Source organism: Halobacillus sp. ACCC02827, assembly GCF_030291935.1.
GTDB lineage: Bacteria > Bacillota > Bacilli > Bacillales > Halobacillaceae > Halobacillus.
Window position 1 is genome coordinate 2,133,349 of record NZ_CP128168.1, and the last position, 17,302, is coordinate 2,150,650.

16 protein-coding genes are annotated in these 17,302 nt (G+C 46.9%); 4 read left to right on the top strand and 12 right to left on the bottom strand.

All coding sequences use genetic code 11. From position 1 onward, the window contains the following. Positions 1–3: 3 nt before the first annotated feature. Positions 4–1,653 carry an acyl-CoA mutase large subunit family protein gene (locus QRD89_RS11345; RefSeq protein ID WP_286095293.1) on the bottom strand — a complete coding sequence of 550 codons (1,650 nt, stop codon included), beginning with the start codon at positions 1,651–1,653 and terminating at the stop codon, positions 4–6. Positions 1,654–1,827: 174 nt separating this feature from the next. On the opposite strand from QRD89_RS11345, the gene prli42 reads away from it, so the two are divergent. After that, on the top strand, positions 1,828–1,941 hold the full coding sequence (gene prli42 / locus QRD89_RS11350; RefSeq protein ID WP_235601469.1) for a stressosome-associated protein Prli42: 114 nt from the start codon (positions 1,828–1,830) through the stop codon (positions 1,939–1,941). Between the two features lie 47 nt (positions 1,942–1,988). On the opposite strand, the gene QRD89_RS11355 is transcribed toward prli42, so the two are convergent. The 11 genes from QRD89_RS11355 to QRD89_RS11405 all read right to left on the bottom strand — a co-directional run bounded on the left by QRD89_RS11355 (position 1,989) and on the right by QRD89_RS11405 (position 14,235). Beyond that, positions 1,989–2,501 carry a L,D-transpeptidase gene (locus QRD89_RS11355; protein ID WP_008639046.1) on the bottom strand — a complete coding sequence of 171 codons (513 nt, stop codon included), beginning with the start codon at positions 2,499–2,501 and terminating at the stop codon, positions 1,989–1,991. 46 nt (positions 2,502–2,547) lie between these two features. Further along, a complete protein-coding gene (locus QRD89_RS11360; protein ID WP_008639045.1) occupies positions 2,548–3,498 on the bottom strand; it encodes an aromatic acid exporter family protein in 951 nt (316 codons plus the stop codon). 95 nt (positions 3,499–3,593) lie between these two features. Then, the gene (locus QRD89_RS11365) at positions 3,594–4,061 is read right to left on the bottom strand and encodes a BrxA/BrxB family bacilliredoxin (protein ID WP_193743892.1); all 468 of its coding nucleotides are present in this window, start codon (positions 4,059–4,061) and stop codon (positions 3,594–3,596) included. A gap of 109 nt (positions 4,062–4,170) precedes the next feature. After that, positions 4,171–5,475 carry a dihydrolipoamide acetyltransferase family protein gene (locus tag QRD89_RS11370; protein ID WP_062513732.1) on the bottom strand — a complete coding sequence of 435 codons (1,305 nt, stop codon included), beginning with the start codon at positions 5,473–5,475 and terminating at the stop codon, positions 4,171–4,173. An 18-nt stretch (positions 5,476–5,493) separates the two neighbouring features. After that, the gene (locus QRD89_RS11375; protein WP_026577229.1) at positions 5,494–6,477 is read right to left on the bottom strand and encodes an alpha-ketoacid dehydrogenase subunit beta; all 984 of its coding nucleotides are present in this window, start codon (positions 6,475–6,477) and stop codon (positions 5,494–5,496) included. Positions 6,478–6,492: 15 nt separating this feature from the next. Further along, positions 6,493–7,485 carry a thiamine pyrophosphate-dependent dehydrogenase E1 component subunit alpha gene (locus tag QRD89_RS11380; protein ID WP_008639033.1) on the bottom strand — a complete coding sequence of 331 codons (993 nt, stop codon included), beginning with the start codon at positions 7,483–7,485 and terminating at the stop codon, positions 6,493–6,495. A gap of 21 nt (positions 7,486–7,506) precedes the next feature. After that, positions 7,507–8,928: a dihydrolipoyl dehydrogenase gene (gene lpdA / locus QRD89_RS11385; RefSeq protein WP_008639030.1), complete on the bottom strand. Its 1,422-nt coding sequence runs from the start codon at positions 8,926–8,928 to the stop codon at positions 7,507–7,509. Between the two features lie 14 nt (positions 8,929–8,942). Then, on the bottom strand, positions 8,943–10,079 hold the full coding sequence (gene buk / locus QRD89_RS11390) for a butyrate kinase (RefSeq protein WP_051348877.1): 1,137 nt from the start codon (positions 10,077–10,079) through the stop codon (positions 8,943–8,945). Next, entirely contained in the window at positions 10,042–11,145 is a 1,104-nt protein-coding gene (bcd, locus tag QRD89_RS11395) for a branched-chain amino acid dehydrogenase (RefSeq protein WP_008639024.1), read from the bottom strand. Before bcd ends, buk begins: the two co-directional genes overlap by 38 nt. Positions 11,146–11,160: 15 nt before the next feature. Beyond that, positions 11,161–12,063: a phosphate butyryltransferase gene (gene yqiS, locus QRD89_RS11400; protein WP_286095294.1), complete on the bottom strand. Its 903-nt coding sequence runs from the start codon at positions 12,061–12,063 to the stop codon at positions 11,161–11,163. A gap of 96 nt (positions 12,064–12,159) precedes the next feature. After that, positions 12,160–14,235, bottom strand: a complete 2,076-nt coding sequence (locus QRD89_RS11405; RefSeq protein ID WP_008639020.1) for a sigma-54-dependent Fis family transcriptional regulator — start codon at positions 14,233–14,235, stop codon at positions 12,160–12,162. Between the two features lie 134 nt (positions 14,236–14,369). On the opposite strand from QRD89_RS11405, the gene QRD89_RS11410 reads away from it, so the two are divergent. Genes QRD89_RS11410 through QRD89_RS11420 form a run of 3 tightly spaced genes read left to right on the top strand, consistent with a single transcriptional unit; the run spans position 14,370 to position 17,285 of the window. Further along, the gene (locus QRD89_RS11410; protein WP_008639018.1) at positions 14,370–14,606 is read left to right on the top strand and encodes a DUF2627 family protein; all 237 of its coding nucleotides are present in this window, start codon (positions 14,370–14,372) and stop codon (positions 14,604–14,606) included. 24 nt (positions 14,607–14,630) lie between these two features. Next, positions 14,631–16,538: a DUF294 nucleotidyltransferase-like domain-containing protein gene (locus QRD89_RS11415; RefSeq protein WP_008639016.1), complete on the top strand. Its 1,908-nt coding sequence runs from the start codon at positions 14,631–14,633 to the stop codon at positions 16,536–16,538. Then, positions 16,539–17,285 carry a 3'-5' exonuclease gene (locus QRD89_RS11420; protein ID WP_051348855.1) on the top strand — a complete coding sequence of 249 codons (747 nt, stop codon included), beginning with the start codon at positions 16,539–16,541 and terminating at the stop codon, positions 17,283–17,285. The last annotated feature ends 17 nt before the right edge of the window (positions 17,286–17,302 follow it).

Below are 17,302 nucleotides of genomic sequence, written 5' to 3' on the forward strand. Positions count from 1 at the left end.
TTTCTACATTCCCGTATATTCTCCATACTCTTCTCGTAGTACGTTAGCAATTTCACCTACGGTCGCATACGCCTTCACTGCTTTGACTATATGCGGCATGACGTTTTCCGATCCTTTGGCGGCAGTGTGGAGTGCGTCCAGGCACGCGGCCACTTCTTCCGAGTCTCTTTCTTCCCTTACCTGCCTTGTCTTTTTCACTTGTGCTTTCTCTAGTGCTTCGTCTACTCTCAATAAGTCAGCATGGATCTCTTCTTCTATCCGAAACTCATTCATGCCGACAACAATGTCTTCTTTCGACTCGATCCGCTTCTGTGCTTCATAGGCTGCCTGATGGATTTCCCGCTGCATATAACCTTCTTCCACCGCTTGGACAGCACCGCCAATTTCACGGATTCGATCCAGATATACATTCGCTTCTTTTTCTATCTGGTCCGTGAGTGCTTCCACATAGTACGAACCGGCCAGAGGATCAATCGTATCTGCTACTCCACTTTCATTTGCAATGATCTGCTGGGTACGAAGAGCAATCCGGGCTGATTCCTCTGTAGGAAGTGCGAGCGCTTCATCACGTGAATTCGTATGGAGGCTCTGTGTACCTCCCATGACGGCAGCGAGCGCCTGTAATGTCACCCGTACAATGTTATTATCCGGCTGCTGCGCTGTTAATGTACTGCCTCCTGTCTGTGTATGAAAACGCAGCTTCCAGCTCTTCGGATCCTTCGCACCAAAGTGTTCCTTCATGATGTTCGCCCACATCCTCCTGGCAGCCCTGAATTTTGCTGCTTCTTCAAAGAACTGATTGTGCGCGTTAAAGAAGAAGGCGAGGCGGGGGGCGAACTGATCGACTTTCAAACCGGCTTCGATAGCTGCATCGACGTAAGCCATCCCGTTGGCTATGGTAAAGGCAACTTCCTGAACGGCCGTCGACCCCGCTTCCCTGATATGGTAGCCTGAGATACTTATGGTATTGAACTTAGGCAGATGCTCCTGACAATAAGCAAAAATATCTGTAATCAACCGCATGGACGGCTTAGGCGGATAGATATACGTTCCGCGTGCAATATATTCCTTCAGGATATCGTTTTGAATCGTGCCTGTCAGAAGTTCCGGAGATACGCCCTGCTTTTCACCGACGGCAATATACATGGCAAGAAGAATACTCGCAGGGGCATTGATCGTCATGGACGTACTTACGCGGTCCAAAGGAATGTGATCAAACAGCTGTTCCATGTCCTTAAGGGAATCAATCGCTACACCGACTTTCCCCACTTCGCCCTCTGCCATAGGATCATCGGAGTCATAGCCGATTTGAGTCGGTAAGTCGAAGGCAACAGACAGCCCCGTCTGCCCCTGCTCGAGAAGGTACCGAAATCTTCGGTTAGTTTCTTCTGCAGATCCGAAACCGGCGTACTGGCGCATCGTCCAATATCTACTGCGGTACATGGTCGGCTGTATTCCCCTCGTGTAGGGATACTGGCCAGGATACCCATTCTTTGCTATGTAATGATCGTCAGGATTCTCCGGCGTATAAAGTCTGTCAATCGGTATTTCTGAACTCGTATAGAACGCTTCTTTGCGCTCCGGAAACCGTTTTATTGTCTTTTCCACTGCTTCTTCCCATTTATTTTTATTATCACTTGATGAATGCTTCACAGGAAAAACCTCCTTATACAGTCCATTCTCCTTCTAGCATACCAGAAATAAAGCGCTTACCTGTCTAAAAATTACTATTATTCACAAGATAATTGTAAATGGTCAAACAACCTTGTCCAATTTCTCTTTTTTATGTAAAATATGAGTCAGGATGGACGAGAAGGGGGTTACACCTTGGCTGGAAATAAGAAATCGAAACGCGAACGCCGCATGAAAGTTATCATTTATCTGATGATCCTTTCCATGGTTTTATCAACCCTGTTGGCAGGCGCAAGCTTTTTCCTATAATTTAAAAAAGACCGAAGCGACTGTTTATGCCGCTTCGGTCTTTTCTTTTATGGCTGTATCATTTCTTTCCATTTATTCTTTTCCCATTGATCATGCACGGCTTTCATATCCGCGTCTGTGTCGACAATAACAACGTCCATCTCCACTGGTACCAGTTCGTAAAGCCGCTCGACATCCTCGTTTAACAGCCGAACACACCCCGCTGACACGGATTTCCCAATCGAATCAGGACGATTCGTCCCATGGATGCCGTACATTCGACCATCGGTGCCTCTGGCATCAAAACCGATCCACCTTGTACCAAGGGGATTCTCTGGATCTCCTCCGGGAATATCGAGTTTCCGATAATAAGGATCTTCTGCTTTTACTTTGATGGAAAAGATGCCTTCCGGAGTTAGATCTTTTGTCTTCCCAACCGCTGCATCTGCACGGAACACCGGCTTGGAATTCTTGAATAAGACAAGCTCGTGGGTTGCTTTATTGACTATAATAACGGAATCTTCCATAACCGGTGGAAAGAGAGGGCCTGTCAACAATAGGACTAATGCGAGTATCTTCATGATCTGTCAACCTCTTTTAGTCCAAGTTTCCCCCGAGGAAGACGGGCTATACATCACTCTTCTTGAAGGAGCGTTTAATGATCAAATATTCCTCAATTTCATTCAACAAATGGTAGAGGCTTGCTCTGATTTCAAATTCTTCTCTCGTTTCCGGAAGCTTGTCTTCACGGAACTCTTCTTTCATTTCTTTCAATTTTCTTAAGTAAATGAGGGCCGTATTTCCAGGATGTATCCCTTTTGCCAACTCCTCAAAAAAGTCAGCGATTTGGTGGCCGTGTTTATCCGAGCCCGATATCCGGCTTACCAGGGGAAGCATACGTTCCAAGAGCTCAAACTGTTTTGTCCGCATGTGGAAATAATGGTAGTGATGATTATGGGACCGAAGCAGATGGTTTTCCACTTCTCTGTAAGACAGCGATTTGGCCTTCTCCAAAAGAGCAGCCGTCTCTGTTAATTCTCTCCCTGTCCAGTCATAGTCCCCTTTTCTAAGGAATTGAGCAATCTCTCCCATGATGATCGAGAAATTCTCTTCAATCTCATCCCGGTATTTCTTCAGTTCGCTGTCCAGATTCGGCATATACAAGTTAAGAATTAATGCCGTCCCGATACCGACAGCAATCAGGCAGATTTCGTTCCATATGATATTAACCCCGATATTACCGGATCCGTATAAATGAAGGATAATGACAGAACTTGTTACGATTCCAGGTGATACTTTCAACCAGACCGTGACCGGAATAAATGCAAAAAGCATAAGTCCGATCGCAATGGGGTTATATCCAAGCAATTCAAAGAATACGAAAGAGAACACCATAGCGAGCAAGCAGGCGGCAAAACGGTGCCATGCGCTAAGGAAAGATCTTTTTCTTGTGACTTGGATGCAGAGAATGGTCAATATACCTGCCGAAGCAAAATTCTCCAGTTGCAACAATTGGGCAATCCAAATGGCGATCGGTGTGCCCAATGCCGTCTTGATGGTTCTGTAGCCGATTTTCACGTATTTCTCCACCTCTATTTTCTTAGTCCCTTCCTTCCCGCACAGGGAAGCAAAAGAGGACCTTTGTCTATTAACAAAGATCCTCGTTAGGATGCTTAAACTTCCTCGCAGTATTCTTCGAAGCTCCGCTGAAGCTTACCGATTACTTCCATCGGTTCGAAGCCTTCGATGTCATGACGTTCCACCATCGTCTGGATCTTTCCGTCTTTCAAAAGAGCAAAGGACGGGGAGGAAGGTGGAAAACCTTCGAAGTATTCTCTCGCTCGTTCCGTTGCCTCTTTATCCTGACCGGCGAAAACGGTGACCAGCTGATCCGGGCGCTTATCATAATGGATCGCATGAGCAGCTGCCGGTCTGGCGATTCCTCCTGCACAGCCACAAACGGAGTTGATCATGACGAGCGTCGTTCCTTTCTTTGTAAGCGCAGCGTCTACATCCTCAGGCGTCGTTAATTGTGTATAGCCTGCTCCTGTAATTTCTTCCCGAGCTTTTGTAACAACATCGTTCATGAAAATATTAAAATCCATGTGACATGGCCCCTTTTCTATAAATACTATGAACATTTTACCAACATATCCGGCTGCTTTCAATTGAATTGCGACTGGAAATTCAAGTATACTTCCGAAAAAAGAGAAAAACTGCCCTCCATAGAAAAAGAGGGCAGCTGGTTCATTAATAAACGGACGTCGTCTCTTCTGACATCTTCTCCAGTATTTCTTTAACCCGTGCAAGGAAATTACCCGCCACAAGTCCGTCAAGCACCCGGTGATCAAGGGATAGACAAAGGTTGACCATGTCTCTTGCCCCAAACATCCCGTCCTGATAGACAGGCTTCTTCACAATTGATTCCACCTGGAGGATGGCTGCCTGCGGATGATTGATAACACCCATGGATTGGACGGAGCCGAAAGAACCGGTGTTATTGACCGTGAAGGTACCACCCTCCATATCCGATGTCGTCAGCTTACCAGCTCTCGCCTTGTTGGCAAGATCGGTGATGTCCTTGGCAATTCCTTTGATGCTTTTTTCATCTGCGTTCCGGATAACCGGCACGAACAATTGGTCTTCCTTGGCGACAGCGATATTTAAATGGATCGCTTTTCGCTGTATGATCTTATCTCCGGCCCACGTACTGTTCAGTTGAGGATACTCCTTCAACGCTTGGGCGACTGCCTTAACGAAGAAAGCGAAATAAGTAAGGCTGAATCCTTCCTGCTGTTTAAACGCCGTTTTCTTCGCATTACGAAGCTCTACAAGGTTTGTTACATCGACCTCCACCATCATCCAGGCATGAGGGATTTCCGTCTTGGACTTCACCATATTTGCTGCAATAGCTTTACGAACTCCTGTGACAGGTATTTCGATATCGCCGTCAGCAGCAGTTACAGAAGAAGAGACCGCAGTCCTCTGCTTAGATGCGGCAGTCTCCGTTCGGGAGGAAGGAGCTGCTTCCTCTTTATCGTTACTCCGGTCATTCGAAGCAGACGGAATATTTCCAGAACGGATAATTGTTTCTAAATCTTTTCTTGTGATTCTTCCGCCACGGCCCGATCCTTCCACCTGATTCAAGTCGATGTCATGTTCTTGGGCAAGAGTCATGACGGCAGGTGAATACCTTTTCTTCGTCTTATCTTTCTGCGGTACCTGCTTTTTTTCTACCTGCTGTTGTACGTCATCCTGGGAAGCCTGCTTTTCTACTGCAGGTTCTTCCGTTTTTTCCTCGGAAGAACCTGCCCCTTCGACTTCTACATAACACATCAATTCTCCGACGGAGATGGTATCTCCTTCTGAAGCAACCAGTTCTTTAATGGTGCCGGAGAACGATGACGGTACTTCTGCATTCACTTTGTCCGTCATGACTTCTGCAATCGGATCGTACTTGTTCACTTTGTCCCCGGGCTGGACGAGCCATGTGCTGATCGTGCCCTCGGTAACACTCTCACCGAGCTGGGGCATATTGATTTTTTCTAAACCCACAAGAAACTCCTCCTTCGATTAAAATTCTGCTAGCTCCCGCATCGCTTTTTCAACTTTATCCGGATTCATCATGAAGTACTTTTCCATTGTTGGTGCATAAGGCATGGATGGAATATCCGGGCCGGCCAGACGTTTAATCGGTGCATCCAGATCGAACAGACAGTGCTCACTAATAATGGCAGAAACCTCGGATATGATGCCGCCTTCTTTATTGTCCTCTGTTACGAGCAGGACTTTGCCGGTTTTGGAGGCTGCCTCTATAATAGCTTCCTGATCGAGTGGATAGACCGTACGAAGATCCAGAATATGCGCATCAATTCCTTCTTCCGCAAGCTTTTCCGCTGCCTGAAGAGCGAAATGAACGCACAAGCCGTAGGTAATTACCGTAATATCCGATCCTTCCCGTTTCACATCCGCTTTCCCAATCGGAAGCGTATAATCTTCCTCTGGAACTTCGCCTTTAATAAGACGATACGCCCGTTTATGTTCGAAGAAAAGCACAGGATCGTTGTCACGTATCGATGCTTTTAACAGCCCTTTGACATCATATGGAGTCGACGGCATGACAATCTTCAGTCCCGGCTGGTTGGCAAATAGTGCTTCTACGGACTGGGAATGATACAGCGCGCCGTGCACTCCACCGCCGTAAGGAGCGCGGATTGTTATTGGTGCTGTCCAATCATTATTGGAGCGATAACGTACTTTAGCCGCCTCGGATACAATTTGGTTGACGGCCGGCATGATGAAATCTGCAAACTGCATTTCAGCTACAGGGCGCATGCCGTACATAGCCGCTCCGATTCCGACTCCCGCAATAGCAGATTCTGCAAGCGGTGTATCCAATACCCTGTCCTCACCGAACTCTTCATAAAGTCCGTCTGTCGCCCGGAAAACACCGCCACGTTTCCCGACATCTTCTCCAAGTACGAACACTTTCTCATCCCGCTGCATTTCTTCTTTCAACGCCTGGGTAACGGCCTGTATATATGATATTACTGGCATAATAGCTCCCCCTCCTTACTCTTCATACACATATTTCATAGCGGATTCCGCTTCGGCATAAGCTGCATTCTCCGCATAGTCCGTTGCATCGTTTACGATTTTTTCAATTTCGTCATTCATTTCTTTCTCTTTCTCATCAGAAAGAATACCGTGTTCCCGCAGATACTCCGCAAATGTGACAATCGAATCCTTCTTCTTCGCCTCATCCACCTCTTCCCGCTCTCTGTACGTACGATCATCATCGTCGCTGGAGTGTGGTGTCAAACGATAGGATACGGTCTCGATTAATGTCGGTCCTTCTCCGCCTCGGCCTCTGTCGGCAGCTGCCTTAACTGCTTCATATACAGCCAACGGATCGTTCCCGTCCACTGTGTACCCCGGCATCCCGTATCCGATGGCACGATCAGAGACCTTTTCACAGGCCAACTGTTTGGACACTGGAACAGAAATAGCATATTTATTGTTTTCAACCATGAAAATAACCGGCAGCTTATGGACACCTGCAAAGTTCGCTCCTTCGTGGAAATCCCCCTGATTGGAAGAGCCCTCTCCAAAGGTAACGAAAGATACGAAGTCCTTTTTTTCCATTTTTCCGGCAAGCGCAATTCCCACTGCATGCGGAACCTGTGTCGTAACAGGAGAGGATCCTGTTACGATTCTGTTCTTCTTCTGTCCGAAGTGGCCCGGCATCTGACGGCCGCCCGAGTTCGGGTCTTCCGCTTTGGCGAACCCGGACAACATCAGGTCACGTGCCGTCATGCCGAAAGCAAGTACCACGCCCATGTCCCGGTAGTACGGCAGTACATAATCTTTGTCCCGGTCAAGGGCGTACGATGCCCCTACCTGCGCCGCTTCCTGCCCTTGACAGGAGATAACAAACGGTATTTTACCTGCACGATTCAACAGCCACATGCGTTCATCTATTCTTCTTGCTAGTAACATCGTTCGGAACATGTCCAATACTTGCTCATCACTTAATCCTAGAGATTTATGGCGGTTCTCAGCCATGTGGATCCCTCCTTTGTTCTTTTACCCGTGAATTTGATTACCGTCCACAGCCATTGCGGCTTCTCCGATCGCTTCTGAAAGGGTCGGATGTGGATGAATGCTGCCTGCAATTTCCCACGGCGTTGCATCCAACACCTTAGCCAGCCCTGCTTCCGAAATCATATCGGTCACATGGGGTCCGATCATATGCACTCCGAGCAGATCATCGGTTGCTTTATCGGCAATGATCTTAACGAATCCGTCCGACTCGCCGAATACGAGAGCTTTTCCAACCGCTTGAAACGGGAAGGTTCCTACTTTCACCTCATACCCTTGTTCCTTCGCCTGTGATTCTGTAAGGCCGACGCTTGCTGCTTCCGGGCTGGAGTAAATGCACGTAGGTACCTGTTCCGGATCCACCGGGTGTGGATCGCCGTCAGCCATGTGCTCCACTGCTGTAATGCCTTCATGGGAAGCTACGTGGGCAAGCTGCATGCCGCCGATCACATCGCCGATTGCATACATATGACTTTCCTTCGTCTGGTAGAAGGCATTCGTCTGAATGACACCATTTTCCACGACAATGTCGGTGTTTTCCAATCCGATGTTCTCCACATTCGCAGCTCTTCCTACCGAAACGAGCATACGATCGGATTTGTATGTCCTGGTTTCCCCATCGACTTCTGCGTCGATCGAGATTCCATCTTCTTTCCTGGTCGAATCCGGAAGAACCTTCGCTCCTGTAACGATAGATACCCCCTTCTTCTTCATCTGCTTCATCATTTCCCTGGAAATAGACTCATCTTCTGTCGGGAGAATGTGCGGAAGGTATTCAAGCACCGTCACCTCAACGCCGAAATCAGCCAGCATCGAAGCCCATTCGATACCGATTACTCCTCCGCCGACAATGATGATTGATGAAGGAAGGGTGTCCATTTGAAGCGCTTCGTCCGATGTCATGATGTATTCGCCATCTATCTCGAGACCTGGGAGCGTCTTCGGCTTCGACCCTGTAGCGATGAGGACATTCTTCGGGATCAGCATCTCATTCTCTTCCCCGTTGTTCATCTCTACAGAAATCGTTCCTGCTGTCGGTGAAAAAATGGAAGGCCCGAGAATTCTTCCGAACCCTTCATAAACGTCAATCTTTCCTTTTTTCATCAACCCTTGTACGCCTTTATGTAACGTATCAATAATGGACTGCTTCCTCTCCTGGACTTTCAAGAAGTCCAATTCCGGCTTACTTGTTGTAATACCGAACTGACCTGCTTCCTTCGTCTGTCTGAAAACTTCTGCACTACGAAGCAGCGCTTTGGATGGAATACACCCGCGATGCAGGCACGTCCCCCCTAATTCACGTTTTTCGACGACAGCTGTCTTTAATCCGAGTTTGGATGCGCGGATGGCAGCCACGTAACCGCCTGTGCCGCCTCCCAAAATAACCAAGTCATATTCTTGCGCCATCGGAATTCTCCTTCCTATTCCATAAAATTAGGATACTGCTTAGGTGCTTCTTCCTTATTTAATATGCGGAGTGTGCCCTCATTTAAAGCCTCCAGCTCATTCTCACCAGCATACACGAGGACATCGGCAATCCACTGGACTCTGCGGGAGATCGCTTCAACGAAGTCTTTCCCATAAGCAAGCCCTCCGGTTAATGCGATCGCATCGACCTTACCTTCAAGGACTGTACTCATGCTGCCGATTTCTTTGGCAATCTGATAGGCCATCGCATCAAAGATCAAGGCAGCTTTTTTATCCCCGTTCTCTACCAAGCGTTCGACCTCTCGCGCATCATTTGTGTCAAGATATGCCATCAGTCCCCCTTGACCGACAAGTTTCTTCATGACTTCATCCCGATAATATTGTCCCGAGAAACATAAAGAGACCAAGTCACCCGCTGGAACGGTTCCCGCTCTTTCCGGGGAAAACGGCCCGTCTCCGTGTAAACCGTTGTTGACATCAATAACACGGCCGCCGGAATGTGCACCGACCGTGATCCCCCCTCCCATATGGGCAACGATCAAGCGACTTTCCTTATAAGAGCGCTTTAGGTCGGCAGCCGCTCTCCTTGCGACCGCCTTCTGATTAAGTGCGTGAAATATACTTTTACGTGGGATTTCCGGTACTCCTGACACCTTTGCCAGATCATGAAGTTCATCAACGACGACAGGATCAACGATATAGGCACCAATATTCAGCCCTTTCGCGATTTCGTGGGCGATGATCCCACCGAGGTTCGACGCATGTTCTCCATTATATCCATCTCTCAAGTCCTGAAGCATGGCATCGTTCACTTCATAAGTACCGCCTTCAATCGGCCGAAGCAGGCCGCCGCGTCCACAGACGGCACTCAATTTACTGATATTTATGCCCTCTCCATCCAGCACATCGAGAATGATACGCTTTCGGAACTCATATTGATCAATAACACGTTTAAATTCACTCAGCTCATCTGCGCTGTGACGGATTGTCTTCTCCAGAACGGACTCTGTTCCATCGAAGACTCCGATTTTTGTCGATGTAGACCCAGGGTTAATCACAAGAATCCGATGTGTACTCACTGATAAATCTCCTTTATCTGTTCTGTCTTCTGCTAAGAATGTGATGTCCATTTTGAAGGAACTGGCTGCGGGAACGACGCATACGTTCAATTCTCTCTTCCGCCATTCGATCTGCAGCTACATAACTCGGAATGTGGTCACGCTTGGATATTTCGAAAACGCGCGCGACATTATCGTAGATTGTTTCCACACGCTTCATAGCACGATCTTTGTTATACCCGTAAAGTTCATCGGCAACGTTGATGACACCTCCGGCATTGATGACATAATCAGGTGTATAAACAACGCCTTTCTCATGAAGAATATCTCCATGACGCGTCTCTTTCAGCTGATTATTTGCTGCTCCTGCAATTACTTTGGCCTTTAATTGAGGAATCGTATTGTCGTTGATGGTCGCACCAAGCGCACATGGTGCATAGATATCACATTCAACCCCGTAAATTTCATCCGGCTCGACCGCTTTCGCACCGAATTCTTCTACCGCTCGCTGAACTGCCTCTTTATTAATGTCTGTCACTATTAAGTTCGCACCTTCTTCATGCAGGTGACGGCAAAGATTAAAGGCAACGTTTCCTACTCCTTGCACAGCTACGGTCTTTCCTTCTAAGGAATCCGTCCCGAAACCTTCCTTAGCCGCCGCTTTCATCCCTCGATACACGCCGTATGCTGTTACTGGAGACGGGTTTCCGGAAGAACCGAATGCAGGAGAGATACCTGTAACATAGTCGGTCTCTTCATGAATCAAGTCCATATCCTGTACCGTTGTCCCTACGTCCTCTGCCGTGATGTAACGACCATTCAGTCCTTGTATGTAGCGCCCGAATGCGCGGAACATTTCCTCGTTCTTCTCTTTCTTAGGATCGCCGATGATGACCGTCTTTCCGCCGCCAAGGTTCAAACCGGCAGCCGCGTTTTTGTAGGTCATTCCTTTCGCGAGTCGAAGCGCATCTTCCACCGCTTCATCTTCTGATGCATATGTCCACATCCTGGTACCGCCGAGAGCCGGACCCAATGTTGTATCATGAATAGCAATGATTGCTTTTAATCCTGATTGCTCATCGTGACAAAATAACAGTTGCTCATAATCGTATTCTTTCATATAGTTGAAAATTTCCATGGTGATTCCTCCTTATTAATAGCTGGCCCGAAGTGCGAGTGCCAGGGAATATATCTTGCTTTGTGCATCATCCGCTCGGGAGGTTAGTACAATCGGTGCTTTAGCACCGCTGATGACACCTGCCACCTTCGCGCCTGCAAAGTACATGAATGATTTATATAAGGCATTAGCCACTTCAATGGTAGGGACAACCAGAATATCGGCTTTACCCGCTACTTCTGAATGTATCCCTTTCTGTCTGGCTGCTTTCTCATCGACAGCATTATCAAAAGCTAACGGACCATCAACCAGGCAGTCCTTAATTTGACCGCGCCGGTTCATTTGTGAAAGAACAGCCGCATCCCGTGTTGCAGGCATCGCCGGATTTACTACTTCAACAGCAGCAAGCGGTGCTACTTTCGGCATCTCCCAACCAGCACGTCTCGCTGTTTCGACTGCGTTCTGAATAATTTGAACCTTCTCTTCCAGTGAAGGAGTAATATTCATCGCCGCATCCGTAAGGAATATAAGTTTATCCCTTCCGGGTATTTCAAAAAGAGCCACATGGGACAGAACAGACCCTTTTCTCAGCCCGTATTCTTTATTCAGGACTGCTTTAAGCAAGGTTTTCGTGTCGATATTCCCTTTCATAAGCACATGGGCTTCTCCATCATGGACTGCCTTTACTGCAGCGCCTGCACTTTCTATAGATGGAACATCCAGAACACGCACGCCCCTTTCGGACAAATCAATGCCTGCATCTTTGGCAGCCTGATTGATTGCCTCCGTTTCTCCAGTCAGAATAAAATCGGCTATTTCTTGGTCCAACGCTCGTTTTACTGCTGTAAGAACGGCAGCATCCGCCGCTTGAGCTACTGCAACTGTTTTTTTGTTCGTCCTGTCTATTTGATCCACTAATGCATCTAAAGTAGTTATCATACTTTCCCTCCCTCTTCATTACTTGCAAGAACGGTGCCAACTCGCAGCCGCGTAAAAAGCCGAGAAATGCACAAAGCGGGAATGCAAAGTTTTTCACTATGAAAATTCTTGCATGCTTTTTTTGTCCAAATCATACTTCTCTAATTTATAATATAAGTTCCGGATCGAGATTCCAAGCGCTTTGGCTGTTTTCGTTTTATTAAAGCCGTGGGAACGGTACGCTTTTGCCAGTAACTTCTTCTCATAATCATCCACAGCTTCTTGTAATGTAACTTCCGGCCAAGAGGTGTTTTCTGAAGGAATGTACTCCGTACGTGCAGCTTTCGTCAACGGAGGAAGATGTTCTGCAAGAATCGTATCCTCCATATTCTCCATATAGATCATCGCTCTCCCGAGTACGTTCTCAAGCTCACGAACGTTCCCCGGCCATCCATACTCTTTCAGCAACCCGTAGGCTTCCTCATCCATATGCTGTACATGCCTCCCGTAATCTTCATTCAGTTTACTAATCAGATGACGGGCTAAAGATATAACATCTTCCTTTCTTTCCCTGAGGGGAGGTATATAGATCGGAAGACGGTTCAAGCGATAGTACAAATCTTCACGAAAGGTTTTGTTCATAATCGCTTTTTCGAGATTGACGTTCGTGGCCGCAATGACGCGGACGTCTACATGTACAGGTTTCGTTCCTCCCACACGGACAATTTCGTTTTCCTGCAGGACGCGGAGAAGCTTTGCCTGCATGGAAAGGGTAAGCTCCCCAATCTCATCAAGAAAGATACTTCCATGATTCGCCTCTTCAAAAAGCCCTTTTTTTCCTCCTCGCTTCGCACCGGAGAATGCTCCATCCTCATAACCGAATAACTCACTCTCCAAAAGCGATTCGGCGATCGCCGCACAATTGACACGGATGAACTTATTATGCCGCCGCTTGCTTTCATTATGAATGGCGTGCGCGAAAAGCTCTTTTCCTGTGCCCGATTCGCCGCGGAGCAGGACCGTTGCAGGAGTTCTGGCGCCTACTTTTGCCTGCTCCAACGCCAGCGTCATCTCCTGTGACCTTCCCACTATATCATCAAAGGTGTACTTAGCTTCCAGACTGCGGATGATCTGGCGGGCCCTCTTCAATTCAGACGTTAACGACTGAATCTCCGACACGTCATGAAGAACACCTACGCTCCCTTTCAGTCGGCCGTCAACGATTACCGGAGCTACGTTGACGAGGACATCTTTATTCGCCGGCCCTACCTTCATCCGCACGCCCCTCACCGGGCGGCGCGTGCGGAGTACTTTCATGTGCATACTTTCCCCTTCTGCTATATCCACCGTTGCCGGTTTGCCCACGATTTCCTCTTCAGAAAGTCCGGTAATCCTTGTATAGGCGGGGTTAATCATTAAACCGCTTCCATTTTCGTCTACTACGGAAATCGCTTCATCCGAAGAATGGATGATCGCTTCAAGCATGGTCTGTATTTCCTTTAAATTCGTAACCTCTTCTGCGAGATCCACTACTTCCGTAATATCTTGAAAAACAGCGAAAGCACCTATAACTTTCTGATCTTGCCCAATCATAGGAATCCTTGTCGTAATGACTTTCTTTCCGTTCTCCAATTCGAGCTGCTGATTCAGTTCTTTCTTCCTGGAAGCGAGAATACGGGGAAGTCTGGAAGCCGGAATGACATCTGTTACCGGAAAACCAACGATCTCTCTTTTGTCTTTATCAAGAATACGTGCAGCACTTTGATTCACAAAGGAGACGCGGCTGTTTTCACCAATGACGATCATCCCGTCGTGAATGCTGTTCAAGATAAGGTGTTGGTTTTGCGTCTGTTGTTTCAACTCTTGAACAAGTGCCTCTTTTTCTTCTAGAAGTTCCGATGTTACGTACGCTACCGAACCAGGTATAACAACTGTGGAAGGCATCCTTTTTGCACGGATTTCCCCAAAGACGGCATCACTGCCTGTCGCCTCAATGACGATATCGATGTCTTTATGTATCCAGTTCTCCCAATGACGGTCTGACGGAATCTGCATCTGCTCTGCCAGCATTAAGCCTTCCGCATCAGGATCGATATCGGTAATAGCAACGACCTGCATGCGCTCAATTTCATTCAATAATTTAAGAAGAGCCGCGCCACCCTTCCCTGCACCAACAATCAACACACGTTTCATTTCACCACACCCTGCAATATTTTGCGTACTTTCATCCTATAACATTCTGCATGTTTTAGCAAGAAGACCAACAGTTCCCTCCCACGGCTCCATTTGATATACTTAACTTGGATTGAAACAAAGGAGCTGTGCTCATGCGCTTACTTGCCTTATTAGTGTTAGTCACACCGGGAATACTCGCTGTCTATGGAATTAAATTAATCCGGGATGCTCTCTTCGGAGAATTCCACGAGATATATTTTCACATCGCTGTCCAAGGTCTTACCGGTTTGCTTTTTTTCCTCGGCGGCCTTCTTTGGATCGGCGGTTTCATCTTATACAGAGACAGAAAAAGAGGACTGACAAAAGGTCGTTTCAAACAGGATCACTAAACAGATACAAAGGAGTTTTGCTCTGTGACAGAGTTCGAATTGTTTCGAAAGCAATATCCTTTTGACTTGCTTTCGGACGAGGAATTTGAAGAGATTTTCGGCAAAGCCGTAGTCAAAGAATACAGCACCAATGAATTTATCATTCATGAAGATCAGGATGAAGACAGAATTGACATCCACTTCCTCGTATCCGGTCTTGCAAAAAACATCATGCACCGGTCCAATGGTCGCCAGCTCTCTGTAAGGTTCTACTACCCGGGAGACCTGGTAGGAGTGATGATTCTTCTTACGAGCGGAGAAATGCGCTTTTCTGTCCAGGCGCTGGAACCGGTCAAAACGGTCTGCTTCGAGAGGGAATCGTTTTTACAAACGATGTCGAACAACACTCATTTCTCCAAGGTCGTCATGGATGGAATCAGCCATTTAATGAAGAGCCTCTATGACGAGGTGAAGTATAAAAGTTCCACCACGGATGAGCAGGACGATCGTGAGCTTTACAAAAAGCGTGCAGATGCCTATATGGAACTTCCAACGTTTATACACCCGGAATCCTCCATTGAGAAAGCAGCCCGCATGCTGCAGCAGCAGAAGATAGAAGCGCTTATTGTAAGCGACGACCAAAGCTCGATGCTTGGGATGATCGGATACGGCCAGATTTTAAAGGCCTATTTTGAAAATGAGCACAAAAATCCCGTTCGGACTTACATGACGGAGGAGTCCTATGAGATTAACGAACAGGAATTCATCTATGATGCGCTGAGTTATTTGAAACACCATCCAACGGAAATCATACCGGTTCTCCACAAAGATAAGGTGGTTGGAATCCTCAGACAGTCTTCCTTCTTCACCATCAAAAACTCCGTTTATTTCGATTTAACGTACAAAATATCAAACGCAGCCAGCATTGATGAAATCCGTCCACTTTCTCCCATTTACAATGCAAGATTCCAGCAGTTTGTGTCCAGTCTGATTAAAGACAACATGTTTGCGTACGATATTGCTGAATTAATGACCAACTACAACGACAGGCTGCACAAACAGGTCGTACAAATCGCGGAAGATGAAATGGTGAAAGAGGGGTACGGAGCACCTCCAATCAATTACTGCTTCCTGGTCATGGGAAGTGAGGGACGTAAAGAGCAAGCCTTCTCCACGGATCAGGACAATGCCATGATTCTCGCTGACTACAGCAGTTCCAAGCATAAAAAGACGATAGAAGAATACTTCCGAATCTTCGCCGGTAAAATTAACGACATGCTGAATGAGTGCGGCTATCCTTATTGTACAGGCGGAATTATGGCAAGAGAAGATAAGTGGCGTCAGCAGACAAGCCAGTGGCACGCAAGTATCGACCGCTGGATTGCCAAAATGGATGCGGAAGAGATCCGCGATTTTACTATCTTCATGGATTTCCGTCCGATCATTGGAGATTATTCACTAGCCTATGATTTAAAAAAATATGTGACCAAGCGCGTTCAAAAATCATTGAACCTCCATCAACTTCTGATGAAGGATACATTGAGATTCCGCGTCCCTGTCCAGCCCTTCGGACGGATTACCGGAATCGGAAAAAAACGGACATTAAATTTAAAGAAATCTGCAATTATGCAGATTGTGAATGCCGTCAGGATATACAGCATGAAGTACGGCATCGAAGAAATCAATACCGTAAACAGGCTGGAGGCATTGGCTGAGCAGGAGCGCTTCCATCCACGGGATGTGGAAAATGCAAAGACAGCCCTGCACAGGCTGATGTTGTTCCGGCTAAAAGCAAATCTAGATCAACTTGACGACGATGAACCATTGTCCAATGATTTGAAGCTCGGCTCTCTGAAAAAAGAAGAGCGCCGCTCTTTAAAGGAAGCGCTGATCATCGCCAAACGACTGCAGCAAGTTTTAGAGTTGAGCTATAACCGAAATCGGGTGGTATAGTTGTTACCTGTTGACTTACAAATTATTAAATATATCTTTTTTGAGAAACCGATGTATCATTTTAAAATCAAACCATTTTTGAAATGGAACATTTATCAATCGCTGGAGGAAACATTGTCTCTATATGAAAAAGACACTCGTTTCCACCAAAAAAAATTGGAAGAATTGGATTTTACAATTTTCGATCTAGAAACAACCGGCTTCTTTCCGGAAATTGGTCATGAGATCATTTCTATAGGGGCCATCCGTTTAAACGGTCTTCATGCCTGCAGGAGTCGGAAGTTTCATCAAATCATCCGTCCTATCCGTCCTGTTAACAATCAAACATTACGCCTTACAGGACTCACTAAGCAACAGCTCATGGATGCAAGTCCTTTCATCGAAGGTTTTACAAATTTCCTGGAATTCAGTGAAGGGTCCGTCTTGGTCGCCCACCCGGCAAAGTTTGATATGCGTTTTCTGAGAGCTATGTTAAAACGATGGAAGCTGCCGGACTATGAACCCCATGTATTGGATTCACAGATAATGGCACAATGGCTTCTGCCACACGTCAAACACCAGCTTGATCCATTATTAAAATATGTAGGGATAGACAAACGGGAGCGCCACCACGCGTTGAATGATGCCATCATGACCGCAGAGTTGTTCCAATTCCTCCTCTCTAAAGCGATGAATCATGATATTCAGACACTGGATGACCTTTACACGGTATGCCGGAAACAACAAAAGGCGAAACAGCAATCGTAGCTGTTTCGCCTTTTTTT